Annotated in this window: 41 protein-coding genes and 1 pseudogene; 10 read left to right on the top strand and 32 right to left on the bottom strand. The window is 29.1% G+C overall.

Annotated elements, in window-relative coordinates; all coding sequences use genetic code 11:
* Positions 1 to 770: 770 nt before the first annotated feature.
* Positions 771 to 968, bottom strand: a complete 198-nt coding sequence (locus MUA21_RS02840) for a hypothetical protein (RefSeq protein ID WP_046207459.1) — start codon at positions 966 to 968, stop codon at positions 771 to 773.
* A 410-nt stretch (positions 969 to 1,378) separates the two neighbouring features.
* Between MUA21_RS02840 and MUA21_RS02835 the strand changes: the two genes are divergently transcribed.
* Both MUA21_RS02835 and MUA21_RS02830 read left to right on the top strand, forming a co-directional pair.
* Positions 1,379 to 1,582, top strand: coding sequence for a hypothetical protein (locus MUA21_RS02835; RefSeq protein WP_262561804.1), 204 nt, complete (start codon positions 1,379 to 1,381; stop codon positions 1,580 to 1,582).
* A gap of 55 nt (positions 1,583 to 1,637) precedes the next feature.
* Positions 1,638 to 1,985: a hypothetical protein gene (locus tag MUA21_RS02830; protein ID WP_262561802.1), complete on the top strand. Its 348-nt coding sequence runs from the start codon at positions 1,638 to 1,640 to the stop codon at positions 1,983 to 1,985.
* Between the two features lie 935 nt (positions 1,986 to 2,920).
* Here the strand turns inward: MUA21_RS02830 and MUA21_RS02820 are convergent.
* The 6 genes and pseudogenes from MUA21_RS02820 to MUA21_RS02795 form a co-directional block, all read right to left on the bottom strand.
* Complete coding sequence (locus tag MUA21_RS02820; RefSeq protein WP_157948021.1) at positions 2,921 to 3,061, bottom strand: hypothetical protein; 141 nt, start codon at positions 3,059 to 3,061, stop codon at positions 2,921 to 2,923.
* 351 nt (positions 3,062 to 3,412) lie between these two features.
* Positions 3,413 to 4,165, bottom strand: a complete 753-nt coding sequence (locus tag MUA21_RS02815; RefSeq protein ID WP_262561800.1) for a hypothetical protein — start codon at positions 4,163 to 4,165, stop codon at positions 3,413 to 3,415.
* Positions 4,166 to 4,461: 296 nt separating this feature from the next.
* A pseudogene (locus tag MUA21_RS02810) lies at positions 4,462 to 4,971 on the bottom strand (DNA topology modulation protein).
* A 49-nt stretch (positions 4,972 to 5,020) separates the two neighbouring features.
* Positions 5,021 to 5,467: a GNAT family N-acetyltransferase gene (locus tag MUA21_RS02805; RefSeq protein WP_262561798.1), complete on the bottom strand. Its 447-nt coding sequence runs from the start codon at positions 5,465 to 5,467 to the stop codon at positions 5,021 to 5,023.
* A gap of 12 nt (positions 5,468 to 5,479) precedes the next feature.
* Positions 5,480 to 5,899 carry a FosB/FosD family fosfomycin resistance bacillithiol transferase gene (gene fosB / locus MUA21_RS02800; RefSeq protein ID WP_262561797.1) on the bottom strand — a complete coding sequence of 140 codons (420 nt, stop codon included), beginning with the start codon at positions 5,897 to 5,899 and terminating at the stop codon, positions 5,480 to 5,482.
* Between the two features lie 164 nt (positions 5,900 to 6,063).
* Positions 6,064 to 6,261 carry a hypothetical protein gene (locus MUA21_RS02795; protein ID WP_262561796.1) on the bottom strand — a complete coding sequence of 66 codons (198 nt, stop codon included), beginning with the start codon at positions 6,259 to 6,261 and terminating at the stop codon, positions 6,064 to 6,066.
* A gap of 272 nt (positions 6,262 to 6,533) precedes the next feature.
* Between MUA21_RS02795 and MUA21_RS02790 the strand changes: the two genes are divergently transcribed.
* Entirely contained in the window at positions 6,534 to 7,112 is a 579-nt protein-coding gene (locus MUA21_RS02790) for a hypothetical protein (protein WP_262561795.1), read from the top strand.
* A 226-nt stretch (positions 7,113 to 7,338) separates the two neighbouring features.
* Here MUA21_RS02790 and MUA21_RS02785 read toward each other — a convergent pair whose 3' ends face one another.
* Positions 7,339 to 7,572 (bottom strand): YolD-like family protein, encoded by a 234-nt coding sequence (locus MUA21_RS02785; RefSeq protein ID WP_245336307.1) that lies wholly within the window; start codon positions 7,570 to 7,572, stop codon positions 7,339 to 7,341.
* 440 nt (positions 7,573 to 8,012) lie between these two features.
* Here MUA21_RS02785 and MUA21_RS02780 point away from each other — a divergent pair, with 440 nt between their 5' ends.
* Entirely contained in the window at positions 8,013 to 8,573 is a 561-nt protein-coding gene (locus MUA21_RS02780) for a hypothetical protein (RefSeq protein WP_204180528.1), read from the top strand.
* 226 nt (positions 8,574 to 8,799) lie between these two features.
* Here the strand turns inward: MUA21_RS02780 and MUA21_RS02775 are convergent, their stop codons facing one another.
* The 5 genes from MUA21_RS02775 to MUA21_RS02755 form a co-directional block, all read right to left on the bottom strand.
* Positions 8,800 to 9,057, bottom strand: a complete 258-nt coding sequence (locus MUA21_RS02775; protein WP_438873806.1) for a sigma-70 family RNA polymerase sigma factor — start codon at positions 9,055 to 9,057, stop codon at positions 8,800 to 8,802.
* A complete protein-coding gene (locus tag MUA21_RS02770) occupies positions 9,057 to 9,266 on the bottom strand; it encodes a hypothetical protein (protein ID WP_262561792.1) in 210 nt (69 codons plus the stop codon). Before MUA21_RS02770 ends, MUA21_RS02775 begins: the two co-directional genes overlap by 1 nt.
* Before the next feature lie 357 nt (positions 9,267 to 9,623).
* On the bottom strand, positions 9,624 to 11,225 hold the full coding sequence (locus MUA21_RS02765) for a DNA/RNA helicase domain-containing protein (protein WP_336606225.1): 1,602 nt from the start codon (positions 11,223 to 11,225) through the stop codon (positions 9,624 to 9,626).
* A gap of 19 nt (positions 11,226 to 11,244) precedes the next feature.
* On the bottom strand, positions 11,245 to 11,367 hold the full coding sequence (locus tag MUA21_RS02760; RefSeq protein ID WP_262561790.1) for a hypothetical protein: 123 nt from the start codon (positions 11,365 to 11,367) through the stop codon (positions 11,245 to 11,247).
* A 30-nt stretch (positions 11,368 to 11,397) separates the two neighbouring features.
* Complete coding sequence (locus MUA21_RS02755) at positions 11,398 to 11,796, bottom strand: NUDIX hydrolase (protein WP_069796282.1); 399 nt, start codon at positions 11,794 to 11,796, stop codon at positions 11,398 to 11,400.
* Positions 11,797 to 12,152: 356 nt separating this feature from the next.
* Here MUA21_RS02755 and MUA21_RS02750 point away from each other — a divergent pair, with 356 nt between their 5' ends.
* Complete coding sequence (locus tag MUA21_RS02750) at positions 12,153 to 12,731, top strand: hypothetical protein (RefSeq protein ID WP_262561788.1); 579 nt, start codon at positions 12,153 to 12,155, stop codon at positions 12,729 to 12,731.
* A gap of 75 nt (positions 12,732 to 12,806) precedes the next feature.
* Here MUA21_RS02750 and MUA21_RS02745 read toward each other — a convergent pair whose 3' ends face one another.
* Positions 12,807 to 13,370, bottom strand: coding sequence for a PepSY domain-containing protein (locus tag MUA21_RS02745; protein ID WP_262561787.1), 564 nt, complete (start codon positions 13,368 to 13,370; stop codon positions 12,807 to 12,809).
* Positions 13,371 to 13,852: 482 nt separating this feature from the next.
* On the opposite strand from MUA21_RS02745, the gene MUA21_RS02740 reads away from it, so the two are divergent.
* Positions 13,853 to 14,197 carry an SdpI family protein gene (locus tag MUA21_RS02740; RefSeq protein WP_336606223.1) on the top strand — a complete coding sequence of 115 codons (345 nt, stop codon included), beginning with the start codon at positions 13,853 to 13,855 and terminating at the stop codon, positions 14,195 to 14,197.
* Positions 14,198 to 14,293: 96 nt separating this feature from the next.
* Here MUA21_RS02740 and MUA21_RS02735 read toward each other — a convergent pair whose 3' ends face one another.
* The 3 genes from MUA21_RS02735 to MUA21_RS02725 all read right to left on the bottom strand — a co-directional run bounded on the left by MUA21_RS02735 (position 14,294) and on the right by MUA21_RS02725 (position 15,657).
* Positions 14,294 to 14,473 (bottom strand): hypothetical protein, encoded by a 180-nt coding sequence (locus MUA21_RS02735; protein WP_262561785.1) that lies wholly within the window; start codon positions 14,471 to 14,473, stop codon positions 14,294 to 14,296.
* 281 nt (positions 14,474 to 14,754) lie between these two features.
* Positions 14,755 to 15,099, bottom strand: a complete 345-nt coding sequence (locus tag MUA21_RS02730; protein WP_262561784.1) for a hypothetical protein — start codon at positions 15,097 to 15,099, stop codon at positions 14,755 to 14,757.
* 219 nt (positions 15,100 to 15,318) lie between these two features.
* Positions 15,319 to 15,657: a sigma-70 family RNA polymerase sigma factor gene (locus MUA21_RS02725; RefSeq protein ID WP_262561783.1), complete on the bottom strand. Its 339-nt coding sequence runs from the start codon at positions 15,655 to 15,657 to the stop codon at positions 15,319 to 15,321.
* 311 nt (positions 15,658 to 15,968) lie between these two features.
* Here MUA21_RS02725 and MUA21_RS02720 point away from each other — a divergent pair, with 311 nt between their 5' ends.
* Both MUA21_RS02720 and MUA21_RS02715 read left to right on the top strand, forming a co-directional pair.
* Complete coding sequence (locus MUA21_RS02720; protein WP_262561782.1) at positions 15,969 to 16,193, top strand: hypothetical protein; 225 nt, start codon at positions 15,969 to 15,971, stop codon at positions 16,191 to 16,193.
* A 20-nt stretch (positions 16,194 to 16,213) separates the two neighbouring features.
* Positions 16,214 to 16,429 (top strand): hypothetical protein, encoded by a 216-nt coding sequence (locus tag MUA21_RS02715; protein WP_262561781.1) that lies wholly within the window; start codon positions 16,214 to 16,216, stop codon positions 16,427 to 16,429.
* Here MUA21_RS02715 and MUA21_RS02710 read toward each other — a convergent pair.
* The 15 genes from MUA21_RS02710 to MUA21_RS02640 form a co-directional block, all read right to left on the bottom strand.
* Positions 16,408 to 16,956, bottom strand: a complete 549-nt coding sequence (locus MUA21_RS02710; protein ID WP_262561780.1) for a DUF3102 domain-containing protein — start codon at positions 16,954 to 16,956, stop codon at positions 16,408 to 16,410. The two genes, MUA21_RS02715 and MUA21_RS02710, sit on opposite strands and share 22 nt — an antisense overlap.
* Positions 16,957 to 17,029: 73 nt before the next feature.
* Positions 17,030 to 17,404: a sigma-70 RNA polymerase sigma factor region 4 domain-containing protein gene (locus MUA21_RS02705; protein ID WP_233422163.1), complete on the bottom strand. Its 375-nt coding sequence runs from the start codon at positions 17,402 to 17,404 to the stop codon at positions 17,030 to 17,032.
* Positions 17,382 to 17,852, bottom strand: a complete 471-nt coding sequence (locus tag MUA21_RS02700) for an encapsidation protein CP3 (RefSeq protein WP_262561779.1) — start codon at positions 17,850 to 17,852, stop codon at positions 17,382 to 17,384. Before MUA21_RS02700 ends, MUA21_RS02705 begins: the two co-directional genes overlap by 23 nt.
* A gap of 64 nt (positions 17,853 to 17,916) precedes the next feature.
* Positions 17,917 to 18,525 carry a hypothetical protein gene (locus MUA21_RS02695; protein ID WP_262561778.1) on the bottom strand — a complete coding sequence of 203 codons (609 nt, stop codon included), beginning with the start codon at positions 18,523 to 18,525 and terminating at the stop codon, positions 17,917 to 17,919.
* Entirely contained in the window at positions 18,515 to 18,769 is a 255-nt protein-coding gene (locus MUA21_RS02690; RefSeq protein ID WP_071562162.1) for a hypothetical protein, read from the bottom strand. Before MUA21_RS02690 ends, MUA21_RS02695 begins: the two co-directional genes overlap by 11 nt.
* A gap of 326 nt (positions 18,770 to 19,095) precedes the next feature.
* Positions 19,096 to 19,464 carry a hypothetical protein gene (locus MUA21_RS02685; RefSeq protein WP_262561777.1) on the bottom strand — a complete coding sequence of 123 codons (369 nt, stop codon included), beginning with the start codon at positions 19,462 to 19,464 and terminating at the stop codon, positions 19,096 to 19,098.
* Between the two features lie 481 nt (positions 19,465 to 19,945).
* Positions 19,946 to 20,221 (bottom strand): pathogenicity island protein, encoded by a 276-nt coding sequence (locus MUA21_RS02680; RefSeq protein ID WP_262561775.1) that lies wholly within the window; start codon positions 20,219 to 20,221, stop codon positions 19,946 to 19,948.
* Positions 20,208 to 21,011: a bifunctional DNA primase/polymerase gene (locus tag MUA21_RS02675; RefSeq protein ID WP_262561773.1), complete on the bottom strand. Its 804-nt coding sequence runs from the start codon at positions 21,009 to 21,011 to the stop codon at positions 20,208 to 20,210. The genes MUA21_RS02680 and MUA21_RS02675 overlap by 14 nt, the downstream gene beginning before the upstream one ends.
* 158 nt (positions 21,012 to 21,169) lie before the next feature.
* Positions 21,170 to 22,801 (bottom strand): phage resistance protein, encoded by a 1,632-nt coding sequence (locus MUA21_RS02670; protein WP_262561772.1) that lies wholly within the window; start codon positions 22,799 to 22,801, stop codon positions 21,170 to 21,172.
* A 60-nt stretch (positions 22,802 to 22,861) separates the two neighbouring features.
* The gene (gene tscT / locus MUA21_RS02665; RefSeq protein ID WP_262561771.1) at positions 22,862 to 23,164 is read right to left on the bottom strand and encodes a type II toxin-antitoxin system toxin TscT; all 303 of its coding nucleotides are present in this window, start codon (positions 23,162 to 23,164) and stop codon (positions 22,862 to 22,864) included.
* Positions 23,165 to 23,176: 12 nt separating this feature from the next.
* The gene (locus tag MUA21_RS02660; protein WP_262561769.1) at positions 23,177 to 23,608 is read right to left on the bottom strand and encodes a hypothetical protein; all 432 of its coding nucleotides are present in this window, start codon (positions 23,606 to 23,608) and stop codon (positions 23,177 to 23,179) included.
* 1 nt (position 23,609) lies between these two features.
* The gene (locus tag MUA21_RS02655) at positions 23,610 to 23,969 is read right to left on the bottom strand and encodes a pathogenicity island protein (protein ID WP_262561767.1); all 360 of its coding nucleotides are present in this window, start codon (positions 23,967 to 23,969) and stop codon (positions 23,610 to 23,612) included.
* 1 nt (position 23,970) lies between these two features.
* Entirely contained in the window at positions 23,971 to 24,111 is a 141-nt protein-coding gene (locus tag MUA21_RS02650) for a hypothetical protein (protein ID WP_262561766.1), read from the bottom strand.
* Between the two features lie 10 nt (positions 24,112 to 24,121).
* Positions 24,122 to 24,340 carry a helix-turn-helix transcriptional regulator gene (locus MUA21_RS02645; RefSeq protein ID WP_262561764.1) on the bottom strand — a complete coding sequence of 73 codons (219 nt, stop codon included), beginning with the start codon at positions 24,338 to 24,340 and terminating at the stop codon, positions 24,122 to 24,124.
* The gene (locus MUA21_RS02640; protein ID WP_262561763.1) at positions 24,337 to 24,570 is read right to left on the bottom strand and encodes a helix-turn-helix transcriptional regulator; all 234 of its coding nucleotides are present in this window, start codon (positions 24,568 to 24,570) and stop codon (positions 24,337 to 24,339) included. Before MUA21_RS02640 ends, MUA21_RS02645 begins: the two co-directional genes overlap by 4 nt.
* A 100-nt stretch (positions 24,571 to 24,670) precedes the next feature.
* Between MUA21_RS02640 and MUA21_RS02635 the strand changes: the two genes are divergently transcribed.
* Both MUA21_RS02635 and MUA21_RS02630 read left to right on the top strand, forming a co-directional pair.
* The gene (locus MUA21_RS02635; RefSeq protein WP_262561762.1) at positions 24,671 to 25,255 is read left to right on the top strand and encodes a helix-turn-helix domain-containing protein; all 585 of its coding nucleotides are present in this window, start codon (positions 24,671 to 24,673) and stop codon (positions 25,253 to 25,255) included.
* A 10-nt stretch (positions 25,256 to 25,265) separates the two neighbouring features.
* Positions 25,266 to 26,372: a site-specific integrase gene (locus tag MUA21_RS02630; protein ID WP_262561761.1), complete on the top strand. Its 1,107-nt coding sequence runs from the start codon at positions 25,266 to 25,268 to the stop codon at positions 26,370 to 26,372.
* Positions 26,373 to 26,379: the final 7 nt, after the last annotated feature.

Genomic DNA, 26,379 nt, shown 5'->3' with positions numbered 1-26,379 from the left:
GGGAGTTCGTTAAAGCGATTAACTATACATTTTTATAACTATTGCTATATCAACGTTTACATTGTCTTGATGCTGTAGTGTAAAATATTAAAATTGCAAAAACAAAAGAAATTTGTGCACTCTTAATGTATTCGTTCCCGCATGCAAGAGTTAATTACTTAAATACTTAATAATGTTATTAATCTGTTTCTTTAAATCGTTCTTGAGTAGCTGGCTCAGCACTTTTTTCATCGGTTGTATTTTCAGAATGTTGCTCTTTTTTTATAGACTTCCCAATTGTACGTTTTTCTTATGTATTTTCAAGAGTCGTTCCTTTATTTTTGTCCACAATTACTTATGCTTAAGATGCCTCATTTTGACCATAAAAAGGTGTTTCTATGTAATAGTGATTTTCGTCACTTTTGCCTTTGTGATGTATTAATCACTCTTATTAAAAAAATACTTGATTTTCCGTTTATAACTTTTCATTAGCAATTGTTTTCGCTTGATTGATAGTTAATTTTCCACCTTAATCATGTGACTTATCATCGACATTTTGTTTGTTATGTTTTGAATTACTTTCATCATTTTCATTCGACTTTTTATGGTCTTCATTGGATTCATTTGAATTCCTCACATCATCCAGACTTATAAATCACATCCACTCAAAAAAATTATAGTTACCAATGCTGAAATAAACAAACTTTTAATTTCACAATAAACTCTTATCTATATTCCTAGTACATATAACTTAGTAGAGATGTTTTTAACATAAAATACATAATTAAATATTAATATCCAAAATATTTATATATAACATATAATATTAATCCAATGGTTGGTCCACCAATTATTACCATAACCACAATACACCCAGTATCACCCAAAGCCCAATGCAATATTTTAAAGATTACTAGCCAAAATACAACAGTAACAACGATCCCTATAAGTAATATTAATAACATAGTAAAAATTCCAATTAAATCCATTCTATCCTCATTACTACTCCTTATACTGTTTTAAAATTTAACAAAGAATATTGTAACATTCTTTCACTTTCATTCAACAATAATGTTATTCAAAAAATATAATCTCCTATCATTAATTATTTACATATTATTTTTCACTATCTAAAATGATTACAATTTTTAAATCTGCTATTCTTCTTTAGATTAATAACTTTCGTTACATACCCATCATACATTAAGTTACTTAATATATATTTCTGACATTTACTCTGTAATACATCGAGCAATGAATTTACGTATAGTTTTCGCTTTATTAAATAACCATAAGCATACTCACAAATATTAAATTTAACTATAACCTTTTGTTATCACTATTATTTTTTAGGTATAGTACAATTAAGTTAATAATTATTTTTAAGGGAGAGCATTAAATGAAAAAGATTTTATTTTTATTATTAGCAAGTTTCTTAGTATTAGCAGCATGTGGCAATAAAGAAGAAAGTAAATCAGATGATAGTAAGGAAACAAAATCATCAAGTAATAAGAAATCAAATGATGAAAAGAATGATATTAAACAATCTGAAGATAGCAAAGACAAATCAAATGATAGTTCTAATGATGAAGTAACAAAATGAAATTAATGAACAACCTGTTCAATCACAAGAACAAGTGAATACACAAAAGCAACAGATGACACAACAACCTATTCAGTCGCAAGAGAAAGCAGAACAATCTGAATCTGAACAACAACAAAACTCACAAGTGTCTAATAAAGAGCAATCAAATGTACCTGCTGGTGACGCAATGTTTGGTGAATATAAAGAAGATGGTACTTATTGTACAGTTGGTGGTTGTTTAACACCTGAACAACAAAAAGACCAAGAAGAAGCAAATTATGAAGAGATGGAAAATCAAGGATATTCTCGTGAAGAGTACGATGAAATTCAGAATAAAGCTGCAGAATTACAACAACAAAGAGACAATGGAGAAATTTCATCAGAAGAATTTACGGATAGTTATCTTGAATTATATGATTGATAATCCTATTTAACATATTTTTATATGGGCATTAAACTATGCCCTTTTTATTTTAACTCCGCAATATCCTTCAAACTAATTCTATTTAATCCATTTCATTCATATAAATAAAACAATTGTACATAGTCATCTACTTTGCGAATATATCCTTCTATATTTTTAATATATCCACTTTCATAATAACTAATAATCACTTCTGAATCATTGAGCATTTCGAACGTTAAAGTTTATTCAATTCATATAGTTGATTATCGCTAAATAAAGACTTAACTATTTTATTCTGATCTTCAACATACTATTCTAACATTTCATACTTTTCGAGCATAAACTTGAAAAGATGTAATTTAACTAATCCATGTTCTTGTAGTATTCGTGATTAAGATATTCACGTAGTGTTTTACGATAATCAGTTTCATTTTTATAATTATCTGGAGTCATAGTATTACCTCAATAAATATTGACGGAACACTTGTTATTATATGTAAATAAAAAATAACCACCCATTGACATGTGTGAATGGCTTATTAGAAAGACAAAAATATTCAATTAACTATACAAAACATTCATAAACTACGATTATTTCTAATTTTCATTGCTTTAATAACTATGTATATTGAATTTACACCCATTATAAGAACGTAAGGTATTAATATAATCAAATTTTCTAATTGTGTAATAAAAATAAGACCAAATAAAAATAAAATATTTAACCAAATAGATATAAAATAACTTGTGTCTAATTCAGGATTTATCTTCACAAAATCACCCATTCTTTAAAATTTCAATATAATTGCTTTATTGACATTGAGCTACGAATCAATTTTATTTTAACACAAAGAATAAGGCTAGCACATAAGTGTATATCCTTGATAATCAATCCATTACCCTATCAAAAACTTGTTTTACTTTCTCATCTGATACTTCAAATATACGTCCTACCATGACAATTGAATAATCTGTTGTACTTTAATATCACAATCGTTATAAACTGCTGTAATACCTTTTACAATCGTTCCTAAGTTCATATCTTGAATTTTTTCCATATCATGTGATTTATTCTTATAAGTATCTACCATATTATGATAATTACACACGTATCTTTCTAGAACAACTCTCAATAAATTTCAAAATTTTTATACATGAAAATAGCCCTCAACCGTTGTGGTTAAGAGCTCGGATATGGAGACGGCGGGAGTTCTTTAAAGCAGTTATGTATACATTTAAAAGTCGCTATAAGCATTGTCATATCAACGTTTACATTGCCTTACTGATTCAGTGTAAAATGTTAAAATTACAAAAACAACATAAAATTGTGCACTCTATACGTATTCATTTCCTCTATATAATTTCTAATATTTTATTCTTATTTTAATTTTTATTTCATGCTCCTATACGTCCACTTATGCTTGTAAAATAAGTTATTTACATTATGTAATATCTTTTGAAAAATCAATATGCAATAGACTTAGCCACATAAAATCAGCTTTAAAAATCAATCTCTCCATACTATCATACAAATCAATATAATATAAATCGTATTGATCAGAATATTCAACTTTGTAATAAATTTTACTTAAAACTTGTTTTAATCCAAAAACTACTTCTTGAAATTCAGAATCAAAATAATATATACCAATATTAACCTCATTTATAATTTCTAAAAAATACTCAATATTTTTTAAATCATGCTTATTAAAGTAAACTTTCTTTTTTTCTTTACGCATATTATCAGAATGATTATCAAAGAATTTTATATTATCATTACTATATAGATTTTTAGGTATATATCCATCATAGATTTCACTTCTAAATTTTTGAAGGTCTGATAAAAATATCTCTTTGTCTATTTTATATGATTCACATAATTTTAGATGGAAATCGTAAAGATGAAAGGAATTCATTTTTAATAAGCTTTTAAATTGATAAACTTTATCAAACTTATCCTGTCTTTGTCTCTCTTTTTCAACTTTAAAAGCGTTTTCCCCAGATATTTTTGCACCTAGATAAGCACCACCAAATGTAGCAAACATTGCAAATAAAGCTATAGAAATTTCTAAACTACGCTTTGAACTTTCAGTTAATGTAGAATTAAACATAGTTGCTACTTCAAATACCATAAACAGTAGTAACATAACACCTAAAATACTGCTTATCATAATAATTAACTTTTTATCTTTCATAACTTCACCTCAATTATTTTAATTTTGCTTAATTATCTTCTAAAAAGCAAACTAATACAATATGAGTTCAAAAATAATCCTACTTTTGCATTTTCATTTATCTACAATCAGACAATTTTGTTCGTTTGCTATCGTCCATTCTTGAGCAATAGTACGTGGTCATTTTTGACCGTGTACTGTTACATACTCATTTTTGAGTAATAGCTTTTGTTACATTAAATAACTAACTATATAGTTCTGACATTCGCTCTCTGATGCATCGAGTAGTGAATATATGTATAGTTGTTTGGTGTTTGCTACTGTCTTATTTTTAATTTAAACTCCTTAATTTCTTTAATGCTATTTAAAACAAATATATCTTTATGCTTTTCTACCTCATTAAATCTATCCAATAAAAATGGTTTTCGATATTTAGGGTAATTCCAAATATATTTCAAAAACGTGAAAGTTATTCTTTTTTTACAGTCTTTTCCCATATCAAATCTAGTCTTACCTTTGTTTTTGAATAACCTTTTGAAAACTCTGTAATAACAAATTCTTCTTGGTAAATTCAAAAATACTATAGTATCAGCTAACTGTAATCTATCTTCTAAAATTCCAGTATAATTTCCATCAATAATCTATTCACTACTTTCTAGTAATGAATTTTGAATATCTATTTGTTCATTTTCTTTGGACATAATCCAATTAGGTTTCCAAAATAGTGCATCTAAATGATAAACTGGAATGTCTAAAATATTCGATAGTTGCCTTGATAATGTAGATTTACCAGATCCAGACGACCCAATAACTATTATTTTATTCATATTTTAACAACCTTCCCCTTAAATACAGCATAAATTTATAAAACATTATTTATATAATACTTTTTGAAAACCCTAATGATTTATTTTCAAACCCATTACTTTTATAAAAACTATGAGCATTATCTCTTTCTTCTCTGTTACCACTATTTAAAGTAATTGCTTTGCATCCTAATTGAGTTGCTAAAATTTCTGACTCTTTTAATAAAAGTGTTCCATAGCCTTTCCCTCTATAACTAGAATTAATAACGAACGCTAGTAAACGCATATATTCACCATTTTTTTCATAGAACAACATTTTACACATACCACTTAAACCAATTATCACATCATCTTTTATTAAAAGTAACAAATAATAATCTTCATGACTGTATATCTTGTTCAAACGATTAACTAAATCCTCTTCTATTGTTGGATAACCTAAATCTTCATATAAAACTAACAATTCATCGATTTTATTTAAGTCACGTTCATCAAATAATCTTGTTTCTACATTCATAATATAACCTACTTATTTATAAAATTTCATATGTGGCTTTTCTTCTTTATAATAATCTAACCTATCTTGTAATGTACCTGTATGTAGTTCTAACTTGTGCCCGTCTGGATCAGTGAAGTATATTGATTTCTTATCTCTTATATCTCTTGTACGCCCTTCTAATATGTTCACATTTCTAACTTTTAACCATTGATACCATTCTTTAAATTCACTTTCATCAATTGTAAATGCCATATGCGTATAGGAGTATTGAATTTCATTTCTTGGTATATCTTTTTCTTCATTCAATGCCAGCCATAGTCCACCTAAAGTAAAATAAGCTGTCTTATCACTCTCTACTAAAATTTTAGCTTTTAATATATCTTTATAGAAAGCAATAGATGTCTTAATATCTGATACTGAATAAGTCACGTGGTTTATAGATTGAATCATACATTATCACCTCATATTAGAAATTTAGTTATTAAAATTTTTTCTATAACCATGAAAATTTCTAAAACCTTGTTTTTCGTAAAATTTTGCTGAACGGTTTGTTGCTAATAAATCAATTCTTGTATCTGGATACATTTTATGTAAGTGATTTATCAGCTCATTACCTATGCCCTACCTCTTTTCTGTTCTATTATAAGCAACTCACAGATAAACAAAGTAGTATAACCGTCTGTTATGCCTCTAATAAATCCTATAACATTACTGCTTTTATCGACTGCAACAATTGTTATAGAGTTTTCTAAAGATTTTCTATACATATCTTTATTTTCAACAAGGTTTTGCCATCCTTCTTGTTTATTCAATTCATTAATTTGTTCCCAATAACGTGAATGATATTCTACTAATTTATGTTCTATGATAAATACACATCCTTTTTAATTCACAGAATATTCTAACATAGATAAACACAAAAATAATCTCTACATTAAATAGATAATACTACGTTACCTTTTTTCGAAATGTAATATAAGTAAATTCACAAATAGTAATGTTAATCATAACTTTTTGTTATCACTATTATTTTTTAAGTATAGTACAATTAAGTTAATAATTTATTTTTAAGGGAGAGTATTAAATGAAAAAGTTTTTATTTTTATTATTAGCAAGTTTTCTAGTTTTAGCAGCATGTGGGAATAAAGAAGAAAATAAATCAGAAGATACAAAAGAAACAAAATCATCATCAAAAGATGATAAGAAAAAATCAAATGATGATAAAAATGCATCTAAGGATAAGAAAACAGATAAAGAAGATAACTCTGATAGCGATAATCAAACTACTAGCAGTGACAGTCAATCACAAAATAGTGATGGCCAACAAGCTAACGTAGATAATCAAAATCAAACTACTAGCAATACACAACAAGCTAATTCAGATCAACAAGACCAACAAAATAAACAAATGAATGCTAACCAACAACAAAACACCGCTAACACACAACAACCGCAACAAGACAATCAACAAGCTAACGGTTATGATCCTAATAATCCATATATGAATATGCCTGACCAAGAATGGCGTAAAAACACTGGGGATGGTCTTTCATCTGGCGAAAAGCAAACTATGTATGCAATTGAAAATAATCAATATGAAGTTGAAGACGCAGAGCAAAAACTTGCAGCATTAAAATATTATCAAAATAAATATAGTCAATAATATTTACGATTACACTACTTGTGCATATATCTTTTATAAAACAACCCACTTAAACGATTAGGTGGGCTTATTTTATCTCCACAATATCTAATAAATTAACATCACTTAAACCAGTTACTTCATATAATTGTAGAGTTTCTGTTTACGGGTCTATTTTGTGTATGTAATTCACTTTTGTTTCAATATATCCACCTTCAAAGTAACGTAAATCAATTAATGGTTGGTTTTACATTTTAAATATTAGTGTATCGTTTAAATCAGCAAGTTGGTGGTCTCTTAATGTGGGCTTGTCTATCTTATTTTGGTCATTCATATACTGTTCTAATCTTTCGTACTGTTCGGGCATCGTCTTGAATGGTTGCCATTTAACCATTCCTCTGCCCTTTGGTATGCGTGGATTAAGATATTCACGTGGTATTTTACGATAGTCAGTTTCATTTTTATATTTATTTGGCATCATAGTATCACCTCACTAAACACAAAGGAACATTCGTTCGCATATGTAAATGAAAAAATAACCACCCAGTGACTAGTGTGGGTGGATTAAATCAAAACGGTACAGTTAGCTTCTTACTACTAAACGCAAGTAAGTCCACTGCACGTAATAAAATAAAACATACAACCAAATGATAGTATGCCAGTGTTAAACACTGTTTCCTCATTTATATTGTACCATAAAAAATAGGGAAAGCGCATATTGCCTATCCTAAACAGTATTATTAGAGAGCACTCTATTAAGGAATGGTAAAACTTATTCTAGTAATTTAAAATCATTTTATTACTTATTGGTTTTAGTAAATACTATCAGTTTGGAATTATATTGCAACACTTATGAAAAATCCCATTTTATTTTACATTATATTGTTATGTTAGTTATATAAATCAAAGGAGGTATTCATTATGAACAATTATGCGAAGTTTACTAGTATTGTATTAGCATCAATATTTACGTTATCTTTAGCCGGTTCACCTATCACACAAGCGAGTAAAGAAAACATTAATGTCCATCAAAAACAACAATTGAGTATAAATAACATACCAAGTGATGCACAAAAAGAAGGAGACCACTACGTTAAATATATTTCAGATCAAGAGTTAAAATCAGAATTAAATAAAAAAGGATATGATACTAGCGGTTTTGAATCAGCTGAAAGTAATAATAGTATCAATACTTATGCCGCTAAGAAAGGCGGAGTAACAAAAGCAGTATATGGTAAAGGCAAAAATTCGGATAAAGTAGACTTATACCTATCACATAGTGCAGCAACAGGTATAATAAAAGCTGGAGGGTCTGGTGCAGCTGGTGCGTTAGGAGCTTTAATTGGCGGTGTATCAGGTGGTTTTACAGGTTCGTTTGCAGGGTATCTAGTTAATGCATTTGGCGGTAATGCAGTTCCTAAAAATGGCATTATAATTAAAGGTAAAGTTGATGGTACTGTAGATAGTGTTGTAAATCAGTAGCAAATGAGGTGTTTTCTATTATTAAAATTTTAATTGTTTTTTTATCAGCCTTATTATCCACGTTGTATGCGTTGCTAATTTTAAATTTAGTTACCAATCAGACATTAAGTTCTATCTTAATAGGAATTGGTCTATTTATAATAGTATTTACAATTACTACAATTGGACAAAAGATGAATAATAACAAAAATAAATAAAAAAGGGGTGGTTTTCAGCCCCCTTTTATTTACTTCATTTTATCCAATAAACTATTAAACATCTGCCTAATTCTTTGTGACTGCACACCAAATATACTCCCAGTTTCTTCAAATTTCACACCATTACTAAGTAATAAGAATAAATTATGTTCTTCTTCAGTCGCTACTCTTTCAACAATAGCCTCTAATTCATTAAAAAATATAACATCTTCAAAGCTTGTATCGTTATTATCTATTGTTTTATGGTAGTTTAATATAAATTCTTTTACAGTACCTTTATCATACATCACACATAGTCAACTGCTTTCGCAACACGCTTTAATATCACTTCTTTTGCGTGTCTTAACGTTAATTCACTTATACCCATTACATCAGCTATAACGTTATCTGTATGGTTGTTATCGTCCCACCATGACAATTTAATAATCTGTTGTACTTTAATATCACAATCGTTGTATAGTTCTGTAATGTCCTCTACAATCGATTTTAGGTTCATATATTGAAGTTCATCCATATCACTAGGTAGATTCTTATAAGTATCTACCATATTATGATAATTACACACGTATCTTTCTAGAACAACTTTCAATAAATTTCAAAATTTTCATACATGAAAAAAGCCCTCAACCGTTGTGGTTGAGAGCTCTAATATGGAGACGGCGGGAGTTGATTAAAGCGATTATCTATACATTTAAAAACATCTATAAGTATTATAATAGCAATGTTTACGTTGTTTTCATGGTTTAGTGTAAAATGTTAAAATTGCAAAAACAACATAATTTTGGGGCAACATATGTAATTATTCTAATTACAAAAATACTTTTAGTTTGTATGCCACCTTAAATATTTCTACCTAATTAATATCAAGCGTTTGCTTCATGTAGTCCTTAAACCTCTCATTTTTCCAAAATCCTATACGAATTCCATCTATTCCTCTAGTAAGTAATACGTAATAGATATTTAGAACAAAAATTGTAAATTCAAATTCATTTTCAGGAGTAAAATCTTTTTTTGGAAAAACGCCATTTACATTATAAAAATTCTTAGTTTCTCCATACAATTTACCATTCGAATCAACTTGCAAATCATCACCTATTAAAACTCCGACTTTATTAAGATCAATTCCTTGAACTGCAAAAACTGAACCTATTTGTTCTTTGGCATCTTTATCAGAAGAATTAATCCAATTTTCTTGCTTAGAATTCCACCGTCTTTTTATACCATCTTCATGCCAATGTGTAATACTAGGGTCGTTACCATCTGCTTGTTTCCATGGTTCAACTAATCCACCTAAAACTCTATTTACGTGATTATGATGATAATTCAAATCATCTTCTAGCCATTCAATTAAACTATTCAAAGGCTTATTTTCAAAATAACCAAAATATGCATCTTCACTTTTATCTCTAAATAAATCCCTATCAAAATCAGGATTAAAATTTGTCATATCTAAAAGTCCAGTATCTTTATATAATAAATACTTAATACCATTTATATAATCATCTGAGTTGTAATTTTTACCTTCTGGTGCTTGAATTCTAAATTGAGTTGTTAAATATTCTTTTTGGAAATTTTTTGTTTCTTCCATAAATTTAGAACGTTGAATGTTTGCAGGCCTAATGCCTTGTAACACATCATACATTAGAATAATTTGTTTTCCAATTTGCTTAATACACTCTAAATGATTTTCGGCTTCTTCAAACTGATCTTGATAAACTTTGTTGAATGTTGGATGCTGTTTTGAATACTTTCTAGACATTTTATGTGACTCATCTACTATAACTACATCAAACATTTCTTTTTCACTTAAATAATTATTTATTAGTGATGTTGATGTCGTTACTTTCAAATTATCATTCTTCAAGTTATAAACTTTAAAAATATTCGCTGCCGTATCAATCCAATTGGGTTGTACCACAATAGCAATTCTCTTATTTGTGTTTTCTAATAATTCAGCAACAATATGTGTAAGTAATACTGTTTTCCCCGTACCTGCATCTCCGTTTATAACAAAATCTTCATGTGGTTTATTTAATATTTTTGAAATTAAATTAACCTGTTCCAATGTCAATGTTTTTATAGGGCTATATTTTACTAAAACATTAGATTTTAATTTATCAATTGTTGGTGTATTCACCCATAAAGGATATAATTCATTTTCCCAAAATGGTAATATAACTTCTGTTTCAACTTTTTCTTTCTCTATGTAATCAATTACAGCATTTCCGTTAGTCAAGTTGATCACTTCGTCATCATCATAATTTAATTTTTGGTTTTTGGATAAATCAGCTGCAAAATATGTAATTAATTGTTTTTCAACGTCATTTAAAGCTGATAAATGAAAATATTGAGATGTAAGAATTATCACTTTGTTAAAATTCGCTTCATTAAATTTTACTTCAGTTCCATTAAAATGCTGCTTATGTCTTTTTAAAAAATGCTTAGTTTGACCTATATATTTCTTTTTAGGCTTATTACTTATATATATATATTATATTTCCATTTTCTATTAATTTCTTTTTTTTATTATTTAGTTTATCTAAGTTAGCTATTTGACCTTCTTTTATATCTAATTCAAATGCATCATATTTTGCCACTTTTAATCCCCTTTCTATATTTTCATTATTTTACTTATTTAAGATTTCCAAATGTTCAATAATGTGACCAATAAGTCCCTCTCCCGCAAAAATATCATTATCATAGAAATTTTGATTTAAATCTATCCAAAATAACTCATTTTTTTCGGGGACTAATTCAATGTCCTCTTTCAACACTCCATAATACACTTCAATAAAGACGTCTTCTAACCAATAATTTAAATCAATATATCTTTTTAAATTTATTTCACCCATAGAGATACCTGTTTCTTCAAACAACTCTCTATAAGCAGCATTTACACTATTTTCATGACTTTCAATTTTACCTCCGACAAAATTATATCTATATTTATACGGTTTCTTTTTTCTATAACAAAATAGTAACTTATTCATATCTTTATTAATAACCATAATTAAATTAAACTTCATTATAACTCCCCTGATAAAACTCAATTGTCTATCTTGATATTATTATCTTTAATAATAATTGATTCGAATTATATATATATTGCTATTAAATGATAACATAACTCGACTTATACATAACAAAATTTAATAATTATAATATCTTCATCTAAGAACACTCTGACATTCACTCTGTGCTGCATCGAGAAATTAATTTACGTATAATTGTCCGTTTGATGTTCTATAATATCATTTGATTAATCATTAAGCATAAGCAAATTCACATAAAACACTTTTTATTCATAACTTTTTGTTATCACTATCATTTTTTAAGTGTAGTACAATTAAGTTAATATATTATTTTTAAGGGAGAATATTAAATGAAAAAAGTCTTATTTTTATTATTAACAAGTATTTTAGTTTTAGCAGCATGTGGCCAAGAGGAAAGTAAATCAGATGACAAGAAAGAAACTAAATCATCAAGTAAAAAGAAATCTAATGACGATAAAAAGGAATCAAATGATAAGAAAACCGATAAGGAAGATAACTCTGATAACAAAAGCCAGACTTCTAACAGTGACAGTCAATCACACAATAGTGATGACCAACAATCTAACGTAGCTAATCAAAACAATGAGCAACATGTTGCCACTGAAGAACAAACTAACGCTAACATACAACAAATTCAACAATCAGAGCAGAATACTCAACAAGAAAAAAGATATGATTATGAAAATAATGGTGTTTATCGAACTCCCGAAGAGCAATCATCTCATGACAAATGGATTAATGATCAAAATGAGTGGGCTAAACAACAAGAAGAAAAAGAAGCAAAACTACAAGATGAATATTTTGATCTTTCAGACAAGATGTACGAAGATAATGTAAGTGAAAGTGAGTATGAAGCAATGGAAAAACGACAAGATGAAATTTTAGATGAAGTAGAACCAATAAATTAATTTGGTTTCTTGCAGTCACCACTGCTGAATATATTTTTTTTAAACAACCCACCTTTACATTTAGGTGGGCTTATTTTAACTATCTTCTTCGTTATTTAATACTTTTCCATTTTTAGCATCAACTGTGATTTCATGTTTAGTTTTATCTTTTTGTATATCCATGTCGTATACAAGTTTGCCGTCATCTTCTGACAGTGACCATTCTTTTATGTCTCCATCAAATTCATTTTGTCCTTTTTTAATCGCTTCTTTATAGTCGATCGCATCGCTATATTTAAACTCATCATTTTTATTAACTGAATCTTCTTTTTCAGTTTCTTTATTTAACACTTTCTTATTTTTATCTGAAATAATTACTTCAGATTCTTCACCTTGTTTTTGTTGTTCTATTTTATATGCCCACTCGCCATTACTTTTCTCATAAGATATACCTTTTAAATTTTGGCCACTATATACATCTTGAGCTTTTTTAATAGCATCTTCAGGGCTTGTTTTGATCTTATCTAACGCAATAACTTGTTTGTTATCACCGTTATTATTTGAGCTTTCAGATTTAGTACCACTATCTGATGACCCATTCCCGCATGCTGTTAATAATATAGCTGATGCTGTTACCAACGCTAAACCTTTAGATTTCATAAATATTACCTCCTAAGTTGATTACAATTACATTTTCCCATTAAGACACACAACAAAACAAAATTTATTTAACTCATACAAATTAAAACCTATATTAAAAGATTGAATGACTAAATTAAATCAAAATGCACTAATTTAGTAATTATAGCAAACCTGTACATTTTGGTTTTTTTATTTATTTTATACCTACAATATCTTTCAAATCTAACTTGCCCATTCCAGTTTCTTCATATGAATTTAGACATAAAAATAACCGCATCAATTAAGATGCGGCAAAATAATATATTTAAAAAAGAGTCATTATGAAAGGGAGTCGCTTTCATAATTTTAGATATTTACTAACACGTTTTTTACGTGTTTATTTATACATAACATATAACTAGGTTGTTTGCAAAAAATTAATTGCCTAGTGACATGCTTGGGTGGTAAATTATATAATATCAAGACAATAAGAAACTCGTTTCTAAAACACAAAAAAAAGGATGTACTTAATGCTTTTATTTCCTTCAAGTATTTTTATGATCTTATTAGGGATAATTTTTATTAAAAATCCACCTAAAAACAGAAACCATATATATGTATTCCGAACGAAAAAATCAATGAAAAACCAAAAAAATTGGGATAAAGCACAAATTGTTTACGGAATATACACAAAGCAATTTTTTTATTATAGTTTATATTTTGCTTTAATACCTCTAGCTTTAGATATGTTTGCTTTAATAACAAAAAACGACAACATTATTCTTTGGTCTTTTATAATTCAAGGTTTAATTCTCTGTACCTTACTTTTTTATATCATTCCCAAAGTAAATAAAAAACTAGATTAACAAAAACTAAGCTATTACTTTATTCCAATTGTTTTATTGACACTGAGCCTCGTTACTTTTAACAATCAATAAATTTTCTCCGTGTAATTGCGTGTTCTACTTTTTATTTTTAAAACTTTTTAACACAAGAGCAAATGGTGTCATAACTAATGCGAAAAATAATGCAGAAATTAAATTTGCATATATATCAAATTCCATTGGCAACACTAAATCCAATAGAGATATCACAACAAAAAATGAAATAAAAAAGTATATGAAAAACAAAAATACTTTCAAAGTATACCTCCTTTTTAGCAAATTTTATGTATATGTACCAATTATAATTTAGCCTATATATAATCTAACACACAAAAATAGGGCAAGCACATAAGTGTCTGCCCTGAGTAGTATAATATCTGTTTTATTATAACAAATTAGTCTACAACTTTTGTATTTGTCTGTTCTTGTCTCAAGTGGGTTTGCTTCATTACGCAAGAGAAAAACTTCTTTCAGTTTAATCTTAGCAAATATTCACCTTATTTTCATTTTAGAAATAAGTAAGTATAGTTCGTAATTATTTAATTGTCTTCATAATCACTAAGATTTAAAAATCCTGCAGACTCAAAATCTTTTAAATCGTTATCTCCGTATTGTACAGCACCAGTTTCTTTATTTATCTTAATTATTTTTAAGCCACCAACTCCCGTATCTTGATAGGCAGCGATTTCATAATAATTGCCTTTTTCGTTCACTTTTCCTGTATGATGTAGCCCACCTTCTTCATAGCCAAATTTTTCAGAAACTATATTAACAGCATCATCTTTTAATGTTTCTTCATCTGTAGATGCATCAGCTACACCATTTCCAAATAATAATGCACCAGATAAAACACTTGCGCCTAAAATGAATGGAACTTTTCTCATTGTAACCCTCCGTCTTATAAAATAATTGGAATAAATAATAATATCTTGTCGTCAAAAATCTTATATATTATTACTTCCCACAATATCATATGGATAAACTACAAACTTAAAAAAAGTAAAATATCTATCATGTTTATTAAGTTACAATAAACCCATTTATATATCGCTAAAACGTATTATAAAAATTGGATAAACATAAAATTTTATCTACCTTAATCATTAGTATGAGACTTTATCCAACAACTTATTGAACATCTGTCTAACTCTTTCGGCAGACACTTCAAATATACGCCCTACTTCTTGATAAGTCTTGCCTTCTGCTAAAAGCCAAAATATGCAATACTCCTTATCTGTGGCCACTTGTTCTACTAACATTTCTAACTCATTATAAAATATGCTATCTTCAATATGATTATTGTCTATAGAAACTATTTCCACTTGTTCATTCACACTAAAGAAGTCATCAACAGTTGTATCCTCATCACATTCATGATTATTATTCATCGTCTTGTGGTAATTCAGTATAAACGCCTTCACTGTTGCTTTATCATACTTCATACATAATCTACGGCCTTTGCAACACGCTTTAATATAACTTCTTTCGCATGTCTTAACGTCAATTCACTTATACCTATCACATCAGCTATAACGTTGTCTGTGTAGTTGTTATCGTCCCACCATGACAATTTAATAATCTGTTGCACTTTAAATAACTGTCATCAAAGACTTCAAACAGTATATTTATACATAATCACACAATATCACAAACGGAACTAATGTTCGTTTTTAGAGTGTGTAATTGATATTTTATTATCTAATTCATAATGATATAATCATTGTCAAAACGCTATTATAATTGGTGGTTCTTCATGAAAAAATATCTATTCATTATCATTGTAATTCTTGCCATAATATTAGGTTTATACATATATATCGGTGCAGCATTCAACATCTATTCGTTACATTTTTCACCTCAAATATTAATTGGAATCTTTTTAATATGTGCAGGAATTGTTCAATTACTAGGTGGTCCAAAACCATATTTAGCTTATTTATTTATACTCGTTGGAACTGTTTTACTAATTTTAAATTAACAAGTCAAAGGAGAATTACTATGAGCTTACCTGTTGCGATAATATTAGGAATTATTTTTGTACCAGTCTACACATATATAGGTATGCAAATAACATTCAAATATCATAATTACAGAAAAAAGCACTATAATATAGAGCCTATGTCTAATCTTCGTATTTATACTGAAGCATTCTTCCTTGTAATAGCTGGTATCGCATTTGTAGCAACACTCATCTATATAGCATATTTTAGCTGAGTTAGATTAAAACCACCTTTCCTATCTAACAATATATATAGATAGATTCCCAACGTACTGGGAAAAATACACTTTGTTTTCGATTCTGAACGTTGAGCTTGTTCCAGTTGAGATTCGAGTTGTGATTTTTCTTCGTCACGTTGCTTTAATTCGCGTTTTAAATTTTCTAATTCCCTAGAAGTCATATCTTCTGGTTTCTTACTTTCTCCATTGTTTGTTAAATGTTCTTTTTCTCTTTCTTCTTTGGGTAAAGTAGCAATTTGATATAATGCACTAGCGCCTAAAGTTTTCACGTGAAAACTTTCTTCATTAAATTCTTCAAATATTTTAATAAACTGACTTGCTTGTGATTTACTAAAGTTGATGTTTTCAAGCCACTTACTAAAACCTCTTGGTGCGATTTCATGTTCTTTCACATGCTTTAATCTTCGTCCAATCTCGAATATCGATTGACCTGCAATGTTTTGATAACTTTTAATTTCAGTTTCGATAGTTGTTAGATTATTGCTTAGTTGTAAATCATTCAATCTATTATGCTCCTTTCGTGTATAATGCTCTATATGTATTGGCTAATCACCTTAAATTAATAAAAGCTACCTCTTAAGATAGCTTTTCCAATAAATTATTAAACATTTGCCCTATTCTACCTGCAGTTACATTAAATACATTTCCAATTTCTTTATATGAATGCCCTTCTGCTAACAATATAAATATAAAATACTCTTTATCTGTCCCAACTCGCTCAACAATGTTCTCTAGTTCATTATAAAAGATAACTTCTTCGATATTATTTTCATCAAATAGATTAGTTTCTTCTTGATTGTTAATTTCAAAGAAATCATCCAAGTTATCATTATTATCACTCACTTCATCATTTTTCTGTACACTATGATAGTTAAGTATAAATTTCCTTAGTGTCGCTTTATCATAATTCATATAGTTATCACATTCCTTATACTGCAGTAGCTCTTTCATCTTTTCTAGCACTGTTAATATGGTTATAATTCTTAATTTTATATAAATCTCTTTGTAATTTATCAATCGTCTCATATGCCTTTATACGTCCATGAGAGCGCATATAATCCATGACCTCTTTTTGTTCCTGTTTTGTATATCCATGAATAATCTGTTTTAATAAATTTATTCTGTTAAAACTATTATTTTTAAAACGTTCTAAATCTTCTCTTTGTTGAATTATCCAAATGACTAATTTTTCTAGAGGATATGATACTGTGATAACTCCATCCACATCATCACAAGTCATGTGCGATACATTTAAATGATAACTTTCTTCAATTTGCATCTCTATAGATTTAATTTTACGGTTTATAATAAGTGGGTTATATTTCAGTAACAGTTCATACTCTGAAATTTTTTGTTCTTCTATATAATGCAATGTTGATTTACTTTGCTTTAATATCATGGTCAACCTCCTTGATTTAAAGGTAGAAGGAAGACGCTGACAATAAAGTCAACGCCTTTAAATATTATTTTTTGCTTGATACTAAATTGGGATATTTAACCACCTTTTTACCGAATGTTTTATTTTGCAATAAACCAGTTGCTTTTTGCCACATAAAATCGCTATAGAATCTTTTTGCATCATAGTGATTGGACTCGCCTTCTATAATTGGTTTAGCTACATCATTTAACGATTGTTGGTTGAGAATTTCACCAATATAATTATTATTGCTTTCAATTTTAGCTTTAAGCTCATTGATTTGTTGATTGATACTTTCATTTTCTTTCTCAACTGATTTAATAACCTTATTAGCATTATCAGTCTCACTATGTGTTACTTTCTGCAATTGATCTAGCGATTTAATATTACTCGGTAAATTGATTACAATTTGTCCATTCACATTAGGATTTGTAGCTTTTTCACGTCTTAAATCATCTATTTCATTTAAAGTTAATTCATATTCTTGTGTACTTAAGTTTCCTTCTTCTAATTTATTGTACAATACGTTAATACTCTCCTGATATGAAGCATTGTTATTAATATGTTTACTTTGGTCCAACATATCTTTTATCACTGCTAAATGTATTGGGAAAATTTCTTTAACCGTTGGTTTTGGGATTGTTTTACTTGCCATAATATCGCTCCTTATTCTTTTTAATTAAATTTTTAATTTTATTTACTGCACTATATTCTTTTTGATAATCCATTAGTTCGTTAACCATATTCTCAACTACGCTTAATTCTCTAAGTACATTAGTAAGTTGTCGATTCTTCGCTTTATCAATTGAATTCTGTTGTTTCACATCATCAATTTCTTCACGAATTTCTTTTATCTTGCTTTTCACATGATTCCATTCAAAAATATTGATATTACTCATTACACGACCTCCTTTGTTTTATTTAAATTTATCTTGTTAACCAAATTGATAAAGTCAGCGCAAGATATGTTGCTTTTATACAGGGATAGGGGTTATATGTGTATAAATCGAAATTATTACGGGATCGAAACACCTTCGCCGTTCCCTCTATTTGGAAAAAGCAGTAATTTGATTTCATGGGGGGCGTGTATTAAAACTCCTGCTATTGCTTATGTTTCATATCTAGATAATGTTTGTAACTAATCCCTTTAATAAATTTTTCAGATGTTTCACAATATAATAAATAACGTGCTATCAATTTACTGTATATCATCATGCAACATCTCCTAATGTAATAGTGTGTTCATCGTATCGCTTAACTTCAGTGTCACAGGTAACCAACGTGTATCTGAACAATCAAATGGATTTGTCATAATAGGTAGATCTAGATACATACCATGTCTTGCATAAGTTGTTACATCTGTTCGTTCTAGTTCAAGTTGTTCTGATGTTAGTAAATTACCTACTATATTAATGACTTCCATACTCCACCCATGCCACAACACTATGTTCTCATTGTCTACATGAACGAATGTAAACTCACCTTGATACTCAATGCACAATGATTCAAAGAGTTCTTCTAAATCAACAAAGGTTACATGGGTATGGTATTTAATATAGTTGATAATATATACTTTCAATTCATCTTTAGACATGTCATACTCCCTTACGCTTTGACCTTGTTCATATTGTTCTTCACATGTTTAATAGGAGATACATAACTTACTTCCCTCTCGATGTGCTGCATACGATTACCTATACGATACTGATACCAATATGCATTATTACTAATCATCACATTCAATTCATTGATAAGGAACTCTATTGTCTTTATGTCTGCTCGTAAGAAGATTGTCATATGTCCTACGCTTGTATAGTGGAGCTTAAGGTTGTATCCTCTTAACCATAAGAACAGTAGCTCCATATTCAGTTTAGATTGAAGATATGCCTGACCTTTACTTGATAAACACCAGTCACATGTGATGAAGTCTATTTCTAAATACTGATACTTTCCATGAGTTTTATAGATATGGCAGATAGGTTTATTGTTAGTCTTTAACTGATTGATATCCAGATGATTCAGTCTTTGTTTATTTAGTGCGAATGTTTGAGATAACCTTTTGTGTATCATAATCATCACCCTTTATTCTTTTTAATATATCCTAAATAGTTTTTAATTCGTGCCATTACCAACTCAAATCCACCATGCGCAATCACTTTATAACTGGTGCGCCTATTACTATTCGGCACATAACTTTCACGCCATGCAACCCATCTATTATCAATGTATTCAACATAAACTGCTGATACTCTACTGATTGTGCAAAAATACACTTCTTCTGGTATGCCAACGATTAACCCTATTTTTTTAGCTTGTTCATCATAATTTACTTCAATATTAGTAGCCTGCACTTCTTACAGTCGCCTCCCATTCCCTTTGCTTAAATTCATCGCCATTCTTCACATCACCAATCAATACTCTAAGTGGCTCAATATCTATGTCATATTGCTTGGCATAACTCACTGCTTTGTATAAATCATCATTCCTATATTCACTTTCACCGTTTACAATACGCTGATATGCTTGTTTACCTAACCCACCTTTACCATTGCCTAAGTGGTCAAAGTTATGATCTGATAACACATGTTTCATAGAATACGGTTCTAATATTTGTTGTGTGTAATTACCGTGCTTCGAGAATATACGCTGTTCAAACTCACCGTCATATTTACTTACTAATTTTCCATTATGTTGATACACGCCTTTCCTAGTACGACTATTTGCTAACACAAAATAGTTGTTATCATGTGCCTTTATATCTACTGATGGTAAGTAGTCTATTTTTTGACCGTATTCAATACCTTCATGCTTTCTAAATATAATGTGCTTTCCACCACTAGGCGTTGTTTGTACCAATGTATTTTGTGCATTAGTAACAATTTCATCGTAAAAAGGAATCATCTTTAAACTCTCAAATCCGTTTTTACCTTCAACATGGTTTACATCAATATCGATACACCACACGCCTCGTGTAAGCACACCTAATACATGTGTTCGATGATACATTTTTGAATGGTATTCAATGAAATCATTAGTTATCTCTATATCTGCAAAAGTAACACTAGGTTTTTTATATTGATTTAAAGGTATAACTTGAATATTCTTTTTTAATAAATATTTTGCTACATGATAACCTGTCATTGAATACCTCCTAATTAAGAGTTACGGTAACGCTTGTAACCCTTATTTTCTCTATAGTAGTAAAAGATAATTTCATTTATAAAAAACGCTATAGAAATTAGCGTTACAAGAGTTACCGACTGTTATTGCAACGTTTTAAGAGTTACTATAAGAGTTACCTAAGAGTTACGGTAACGCTTATTATTGATTAAATTTAACGCCATATTGAATAGTTCTGTGTTGCCTACTTCATGAATCCTTGTATTTACACCATCTATCTTTTTTTGATTATTAAGACTGATACCAATTTTTTTCATGTCATCTTTAGCTTGTTTGTAGCGTAAACTTTTATAATCTTGTTCAATTAACTTTTGTAATGTTTCATCACCAGCAAATATGAAATTTTGCCTAGATAATGCTTTCAATAAAGAAACTTGTGTTTCAGTCAATTCATCTTCACTAAAGTAGTGTTTAAGTGTCACATCATTAAAATTAAATTCTTGGCCAATTTCTTTCAGATATTCTAAACTTGCAATCAAGAATGAAACTGCAGCTGCTACTGACTTTTTACCGTTTGGTTGCACGAAATCCCAATATGGCTTGAATATTTGATAACGTTCTTCATCTGTTTCGTTAAGTGGTCTATCTTTAAGTGAAATCTTAATTGTACGTGTCGTGTTTGCTGTAATTTCCCCTGTATCAACACTTTCATTTGTATCTAGAACTAATAAGGATTTATTTTTGAATGTGAATGCGTTTCTACCAATGCCACGACCCGAAATCACTTCACCAGTCGCAATTTTTCTTAATATACGCATCATACTTTTTGTGATTTCACCTGTTTCGTTGGCATGTGCAATATCTGCACCGTAAAAATTCATCCATTCGTTAGATGCTTCAAATCCACCTGAAATTAAGCTGTCAAAGTTTACTTTATTAACTTGTAACAATTCATCAAATGTTGTCATGAATAACCCTTTACCTGAACGTCCGAAGTCTTTCATTAAAAACCATTTTTCTGCTTGTATGAGATTCATTTTGCGATACATAGCATAAGCATGTACTAACATTAAATTATTTTTACTCTTATCACTTTCGGTAACTAGATTATAGAAGCGTTTAGGTGTGTCTGTATCAATCTCTGACGCATTAACCTCGTATTTTTCAGCGTATAATTCATCTGAATTAAGTGTTTTCTTCCTAAACTCTAAGTTTTTACAATCGTATATCCAATCATTACCTGCGATGGTATAAGGGAGGATATTGTAACCATGTTCTACATTTAGGTGTTCACGGTACATTTCAAGCATCACATCTAAAAAATCGTTTATCTGATGCTTATTATCGACTGGATAATTTAAGGCAAAATTTGTGTCGTCTATTACTTCATATGTGTTACTTTTGACTATTAAAAATGCATCTAATTCATCTGAATAAATCACTTTATCTGATATGAGATCTGCAATAAATCTCGCATAATTGTTGAACGCATCTGCTTTGAAACTTGCCTTCTTTTCTTCTTCACCATTATCATTTTCTGTAATTTTAGTATTTACAATTCCGTAAATAACTCCAATTTCTTTAGGAATTATGATATAATCTAAAGTAAAGTTATTAATATAATCGCCTATATCATTCTTTTCACGATGATATAAATTGCCTTTGTTATTAAAAACTTGTTTATCACTAGAGATAGAAGCGAAATTAATTCGCTTACTAATCTCCTTGATTCTGGATAAACTTGTTGTATTGATATAATCTAAATTTGAATGAAATTCAAAATGTTGTTTATAAAGTGTTGTTTCGTCCATACAATCAACCTTTCATATATGTTAGTATTTTAAGTAGATATTTTTTGTTAAATATCCGTTCTATGCGTTTCGTGATTCCTCGTCAAAGTTCTCACGGGACGCTTTTTCTATGTCTAATGCCTTAAAATCTTCGATTAACTTCTCGAATTGCTTTAGATACGCTAACATTAACTCAGTTGTATGTTCATGTTGTATACGAGATTCGTTATAACCTATTGCATAGCGCATTTTTTCATCTTTAGTTGTTAAATCTCTTTTAGTGAACATCTCATCACCATGCCACACATGTGCAGTTACAACATCATCGATTTTATCCTTCAATAATTCAAATTCACATATTAAATCCTTTTGATTCCAATTCATTCTAAAACTCCTTTATTTATAAAAATTAATGTAATTTGGTCTGTTTTTCTCGATCGCTTTGATTAACTTTTCAATTTCTAGCTTAGCAAGATACAAATTATTCAAATCATCTTCTCGTGAGAAGTAACTAATTTCATTTGACATATCATAATTTTTAACTTGCATTTTCTTTAAGATATTTGTTGCATATACTGACATCTGAATCATCATTTCAAAATCTTGAATCATATCCAAAATGTCTAATTCACCAATATATTTATCATTCACATCATGCTGTTTCATATACTCTTGAATAAGTTGCATCTCATGTACATCTCTATCTTCTTTGCTTAAATCTCTATTATTAATGCGCTCACTTATAAGCATTAGTGCAATTTCTCTGCCGTATTTGCTTTTAAACTCTCTAACTATTTCTATTTGTGGAATATTTTCATGGTTTGTCATCTTATTCAACCTCCAAATTTCTTACAAAATTTTCTATTTCTTCAATAGCTGTTTTTAATTCTTCAATATCGTCTCCGGTAATAAAATGACGTACATTCGAATCTTCATAATTAATAGCAAAGTCTGCAAAAATTTCTGTCGCCTGCGCAAATTCTTTATAAATTCTATAATCATCAAGGATTTTTGAAATCTCATCATTATTCAAATTAGGATATTCCTTGTTTATAATCGCCGCATCTTTATCATGGCGTTTTTGCAATAATTCTGTCATTTTCTCATTATCTTTTTTATCTTTAATAATACGGTCGTAACTCACTACATTTTCAATATTTTTATAATCCTGTTTATTTAATTTATTCATTTTATATTTCCTCCAAATTTGTAAATTTAATTCCATATGCTGTTGCGACAATAAAAATTGCAAATGCTACAAAAATATCTAGTGCTATGCCGACTAATACAGTTAGTATTGATAGCGTTAAAATGTATAATAGGTATTTCATGTTATGCCTCCTATTGTCCTACTTTGATTGAATTACTAAATAATTCATCAATAGGCATTTCATATAACTCAGATAAAATTTTTGCTTCTGGTAGTGTGAAGGTCGCTTTGTTCGATTCCTTAAGTTGGTAACGTTGTGGCGAAATGCTAAGTTTCTTTGCTACCTCTTTTTGAGTGTGACCTTTCTCACGTCTTGCGATGTATAACATCGGATATGCTAAATTTGTCATTTATTTTCCTCCTTACAACCATCTTGTAATACTTGTGTTACACTTAGGTTAAAAATTTTTTCGGCTTTTACGCCTAATCCACTAGATACTTTAGCGACAGTTTCTAAACTAGGTACAGTTTTTTCATCTTCTAATAAATAGATTGTGTTACGACTTAATCCTGTTTTATTACTCAATTCTAAAACCGTCATATTTTTAGATAATCTAGTTTCTCTAACTCTGTTATACATGTATTCCACCTCCTCGTAAGACAATAGTATAACAAGTTGGAAAATCTGTCAAACGTGTAGTACAATAAAATTTATAAAAATATACATGGAGGTATAAACCATGAATGATTTCAGTCAAAAAATTAAAGAACTTCGGGGTGATAAATCAATTAGAAAAGCTGCCAGAGGTATTGGAATCAGCCATACTTATTTAGATAGTTTAGAAAAAGGTTATGATGCTAGATCAGGAAAAGAAAGAAAGCCTACAGTTGATGTTATCAATAAAATTTCTAAATATTATAATTTCGACTTTTTTGAACTATCAAGGTTAGCTGGAGTTTTTGTGTCGTTAAAAGAAACACCTGATAACATCAAAAAAGATGAATTAAATAAATTACGAAAAAAATTCAAACAATATGCGAACGATAATGAAAACGAAGTTAGAGAAAAATATATCGAATTGCTAACAGATAAAATGACTTTTCCACAAACAATTTTATTAAAGAATGTTTATACTTTTTTAATAGAAGAAGGTGAAAATAACGAGATTTTTATTGAAGATGAAGGAGATACTAACACGGTATTATTTATGGCGTCTCTATTGCAAATTATTGTAAGTGAAAAGAACTCTAATAATATAGAAGCTTACAAAGATGTAAAAAATGATTTTGATAAATTTTTAAAAGCTTATATAAAAATTAAGTAGGTGACCCACCATGCAACACGACCTAAAACTATCCCACAACATTTATAAAGATGCTAAACGTGGTACATATTACTTCCGTATTAAATACTACGAGAAAACGGGAGAACGCAAAGAAATTAAGCGTACTGGATATAAACAACGCAAGGAAGCTGTGAAGGCATGTAACGCTTATATGGACGAAATAGAAGGTATAGGCAAGATTAATCAATTACCATTTGATAAGCTAGTGGAAGAATATATTGAATGGTATTCTGCACGTCGTAAGGCATCAAGTTTGAAATCACTTAAAACACATGCAAATAATCATTTAGTACCCTATTTTAAAGCAATGGACGTTTTCAACATGACCACACAAGATGTGATGAAATTTCAGAATAAGAAGATGAAAGAAGTTCATTCAGGAGAATATTTGAAAAAGATGCATGTGTTCTTGGTATCTATACTTAACCATGCTATGAAGTATCATAATCTAAAGCAAAATGTTGCATCATTAGTCGGTAATTTTGAAATAGAGACACAGAAACGGTTAAATTATTGGACGTTAGATCAATTCAATCAATTCTACGATGCATTATCTACAATCCAACAAAAACTATTTTTCAAGTTATTATTCTATAGTGGCGCACGTAAAGGCGAAATTAGAGCGCTCACATGGGACGATATTAACTTTGATGATGCATTTATCCATATAAACAAAACGGACTATCACGGTATCGTGACAGCCCCAAAAACGAAAGCGTCCATACGTGATATTTATATGCCAACTCACATGATGGACGAATTACAAGAATATTTAAATTGGTATAAAGATAATAATGTTTACAAATCTAATTATGTACTATTTGGAACATTTTTTAAAGCGTTTAGTGAAGGTACGATTGATAGATGGTTCAATAACGCTCTTAAAATATTAGATGATGAATTGCCTGAAGGTGAAACATTCCCACGTATTGTGATTCACGAGTTGAGACACAGCCATGCATCTATGCTCATTAATCATGGTGCCAGTCCTATGATAGTAGCACAACGTTTAGGTCATACCTCTACTGAAGAAGTCACATCACGTTATGGTCATTTGTACCCTTCCACTCAAAAAGAAATTATAAAATATTTATGAGGTTGTC

Source organism: Staphylococcus ureilyticus, assembly GCF_025558845.1.
Lineage (GTDB): Bacteria > Bacillota > Bacilli > Staphylococcales > Staphylococcaceae > Staphylococcus > Staphylococcus ureilyticus.
Note: the sequence above shows the minus strand (reverse complement) of the source record. Positions and strands in the feature narration are given on the sequence as shown.

Excerpts from the sequence above, each read along its gene's own strand:
- MUA21_RS02840 (WP_046207459.1), bottom strand. The coding sequence starts at position 968 with ATGGATTTAATTGGAATTTTTACTATGTTATTAATATTACTTATAGGG.
- MUA21_RS02835 (WP_262561804.1), top strand. The coding sequence starts at position 1,379 with ATGAAAAAGATTTTATTTTTATTATTAGCAAGTTTCTTAGTATTAGCA.
- MUA21_RS02830 (WP_262561802.1), top strand. The coding sequence starts at position 1,638 with ATGACACAACAACCTATTCAGTCGCAAGAGAAAGCAGAACAATCTGAA.
- MUA21_RS02820 (WP_157948021.1), bottom strand. The coding sequence starts at position 3,061 with ATGGTAGATACTTATAAGAATAAATCACATGATATGGAAAAAATTCAA.
- MUA21_RS02815 (WP_262561800.1), bottom strand. The coding sequence starts at position 4,165 with ATGAAAGATAAAAAGTTAATTATTATGATAAGCAGTATTTTAGGTGTT.
- MUA21_RS02805 (WP_262561798.1), bottom strand. The coding sequence starts at position 5,467 with ATGAATGTAGAAACAAGATTATTTGATGAACGTGACTTAAATAAAATC.
- fosB (WP_262561797.1), bottom strand. The coding sequence starts at position 5,899 with ATGATTCAATCTATAAACCACGTGACTTATTCAGTATCAGATATTAAG.
- MUA21_RS02790 (WP_262561795.1), top strand. The coding sequence starts at position 6,534 with ATGAAAAAGTTTTTATTTTTATTATTAGCAAGTTTTCTAGTTTTAGCA.
- MUA21_RS02785 (WP_245336307.1), bottom strand. The coding sequence starts at position 7,572 with ATGATGCCAAATAAATATAAAAATGAAACTGACTATCGTAAAATACCA.
- MUA21_RS02780 (WP_204180528.1), top strand. The coding sequence starts at position 8,013 with ATGAACAATTATGCGAAGTTTACTAGTATTGTATTAGCATCAATATTT.
- MUA21_RS02775 (WP_438873806.1), bottom strand. The coding sequence starts at position 9,057 with ATGTATGATAAAGGTACTGTAAAAGAATTTATATTAAACTACCATAAA.
- MUA21_RS02770 (WP_262561792.1), bottom strand. The coding sequence starts at position 9,266 with ATGAACCTAAAATCGATTGTAGAGGACATTACAGAACTATACAACGAT.
- MUA21_RS02755 (WP_069796282.1), bottom strand. The coding sequence starts at position 11,796 with ATGAAGTTTAATTTAATTATGGTTATTAATAAAGATATGAATAAGTTA.
- MUA21_RS02750 (WP_262561788.1), top strand. The coding sequence starts at position 12,153 with ATGAAAAAAGTCTTATTTTTATTATTAACAAGTATTTTAGTTTTAGCA.
- MUA21_RS02745 (WP_262561787.1), bottom strand. The coding sequence starts at position 13,370 with ATGAAATCTAAAGGTTTAGCGTTGGTAACAGCATCAGCTATATTATTA.
- MUA21_RS02740 (WP_336606223.1), top strand. The coding sequence starts at position 13,853 with ATGTACTTAATGCTTTTATTTCCTTCAAGTATTTTTATGATCTTATTA.
- MUA21_RS02730 (WP_262561784.1), bottom strand. The coding sequence starts at position 15,099 with ATGAGAAAAGTTCCATTCATTTTAGGCGCAAGTGTTTTATCTGGTGCA.
- MUA21_RS02725 (WP_262561783.1), bottom strand. The coding sequence starts at position 15,657 with ATGAAGTATGATAAAGCAACAGTGAAGGCGTTTATACTGAATTACCAC.
- MUA21_RS02720 (WP_262561782.1), top strand. The coding sequence starts at position 15,969 with ATGAAAAAATATCTATTCATTATCATTGTAATTCTTGCCATAATATTA.
- MUA21_RS02715 (WP_262561781.1), top strand. The coding sequence starts at position 16,214 with ATGAGCTTACCTGTTGCGATAATATTAGGAATTATTTTTGTACCAGTC.
- MUA21_RS02705 (WP_233422163.1), bottom strand. The coding sequence starts at position 17,404 with ATGAAAGAGCTACTGCAGTATAAGGAATGTGATAACTATATGAATTAT.
- MUA21_RS02700 (WP_262561779.1), bottom strand. The coding sequence starts at position 17,852 with ATGATATTAAAGCAAAGTAAATCAACATTGCATTATATAGAAGAACAA.
- MUA21_RS02695 (WP_262561778.1), bottom strand. The coding sequence starts at position 18,525 with ATGGCAAGTAAAACAATCCCAAAACCAACGGTTAAAGAAATTTTCCCA.
- MUA21_RS02690 (WP_071562162.1), bottom strand. The coding sequence starts at position 18,769 with ATGAGTAATATCAATATTTTTGAATGGAATCATGTGAAAAGCAAGATA.
- MUA21_RS02685 (WP_262561777.1), bottom strand. The coding sequence starts at position 19,464 with ATGTCTAAAGATGAATTGAAAGTATATATTATCAACTATATTAAATAC.
- MUA21_RS02675 (WP_262561773.1), bottom strand. The coding sequence starts at position 21,011 with ATGACAGGTTATCATGTAGCAAAATATTTATTAAAAAAGAATATTCAA.
- MUA21_RS02670 (WP_262561772.1), bottom strand. The coding sequence starts at position 22,801 with ATGGACGAAACAACACTTTATAAACAACATTTTGAATTTCATTCAAAT.
- tscT (WP_262561771.1), bottom strand. The coding sequence starts at position 23,164 with ATGAATTGGAATCAAAAGGATTTAATATGTGAATTTGAATTATTGAAG.
- MUA21_RS02660 (WP_262561769.1), bottom strand. The coding sequence starts at position 23,608 with ATGACAAACCATGAAAATATTCCACAAATAGAAATAGTTAGAGAGTTT.
- MUA21_RS02655 (WP_262561767.1), bottom strand. The coding sequence starts at position 23,969 with ATGAATAAATTAAATAAACAGGATTATAAAAATATTGAAAATGTAGTG.
- MUA21_RS02650 (WP_262561766.1), bottom strand. The coding sequence starts at position 24,111 with ATGAAATACCTATTATACATTTTAACGCTATCAATACTAACTGTATTA.
- MUA21_RS02645 (WP_262561764.1), bottom strand. The coding sequence starts at position 24,340 with ATGACAAATTTAGCATATCCGATGTTATACATCGCAAGACGTGAGAAA.
- MUA21_RS02640 (WP_262561763.1), bottom strand. The coding sequence starts at position 24,570 with ATGTATAACAGAGTTAGAGAAACTAGATTATCTAAAAATATGACGGTT.
- MUA21_RS02635 (WP_262561762.1), top strand. The coding sequence starts at position 24,671 with ATGAATGATTTCAGTCAAAAAATTAAAGAACTTCGGGGTGATAAATCA.
- MUA21_RS02630 (WP_262561761.1), top strand. The coding sequence starts at position 25,266 with ATGCAACACGACCTAAAACTATCCCACAACATTTATAAAGATGCTAAA.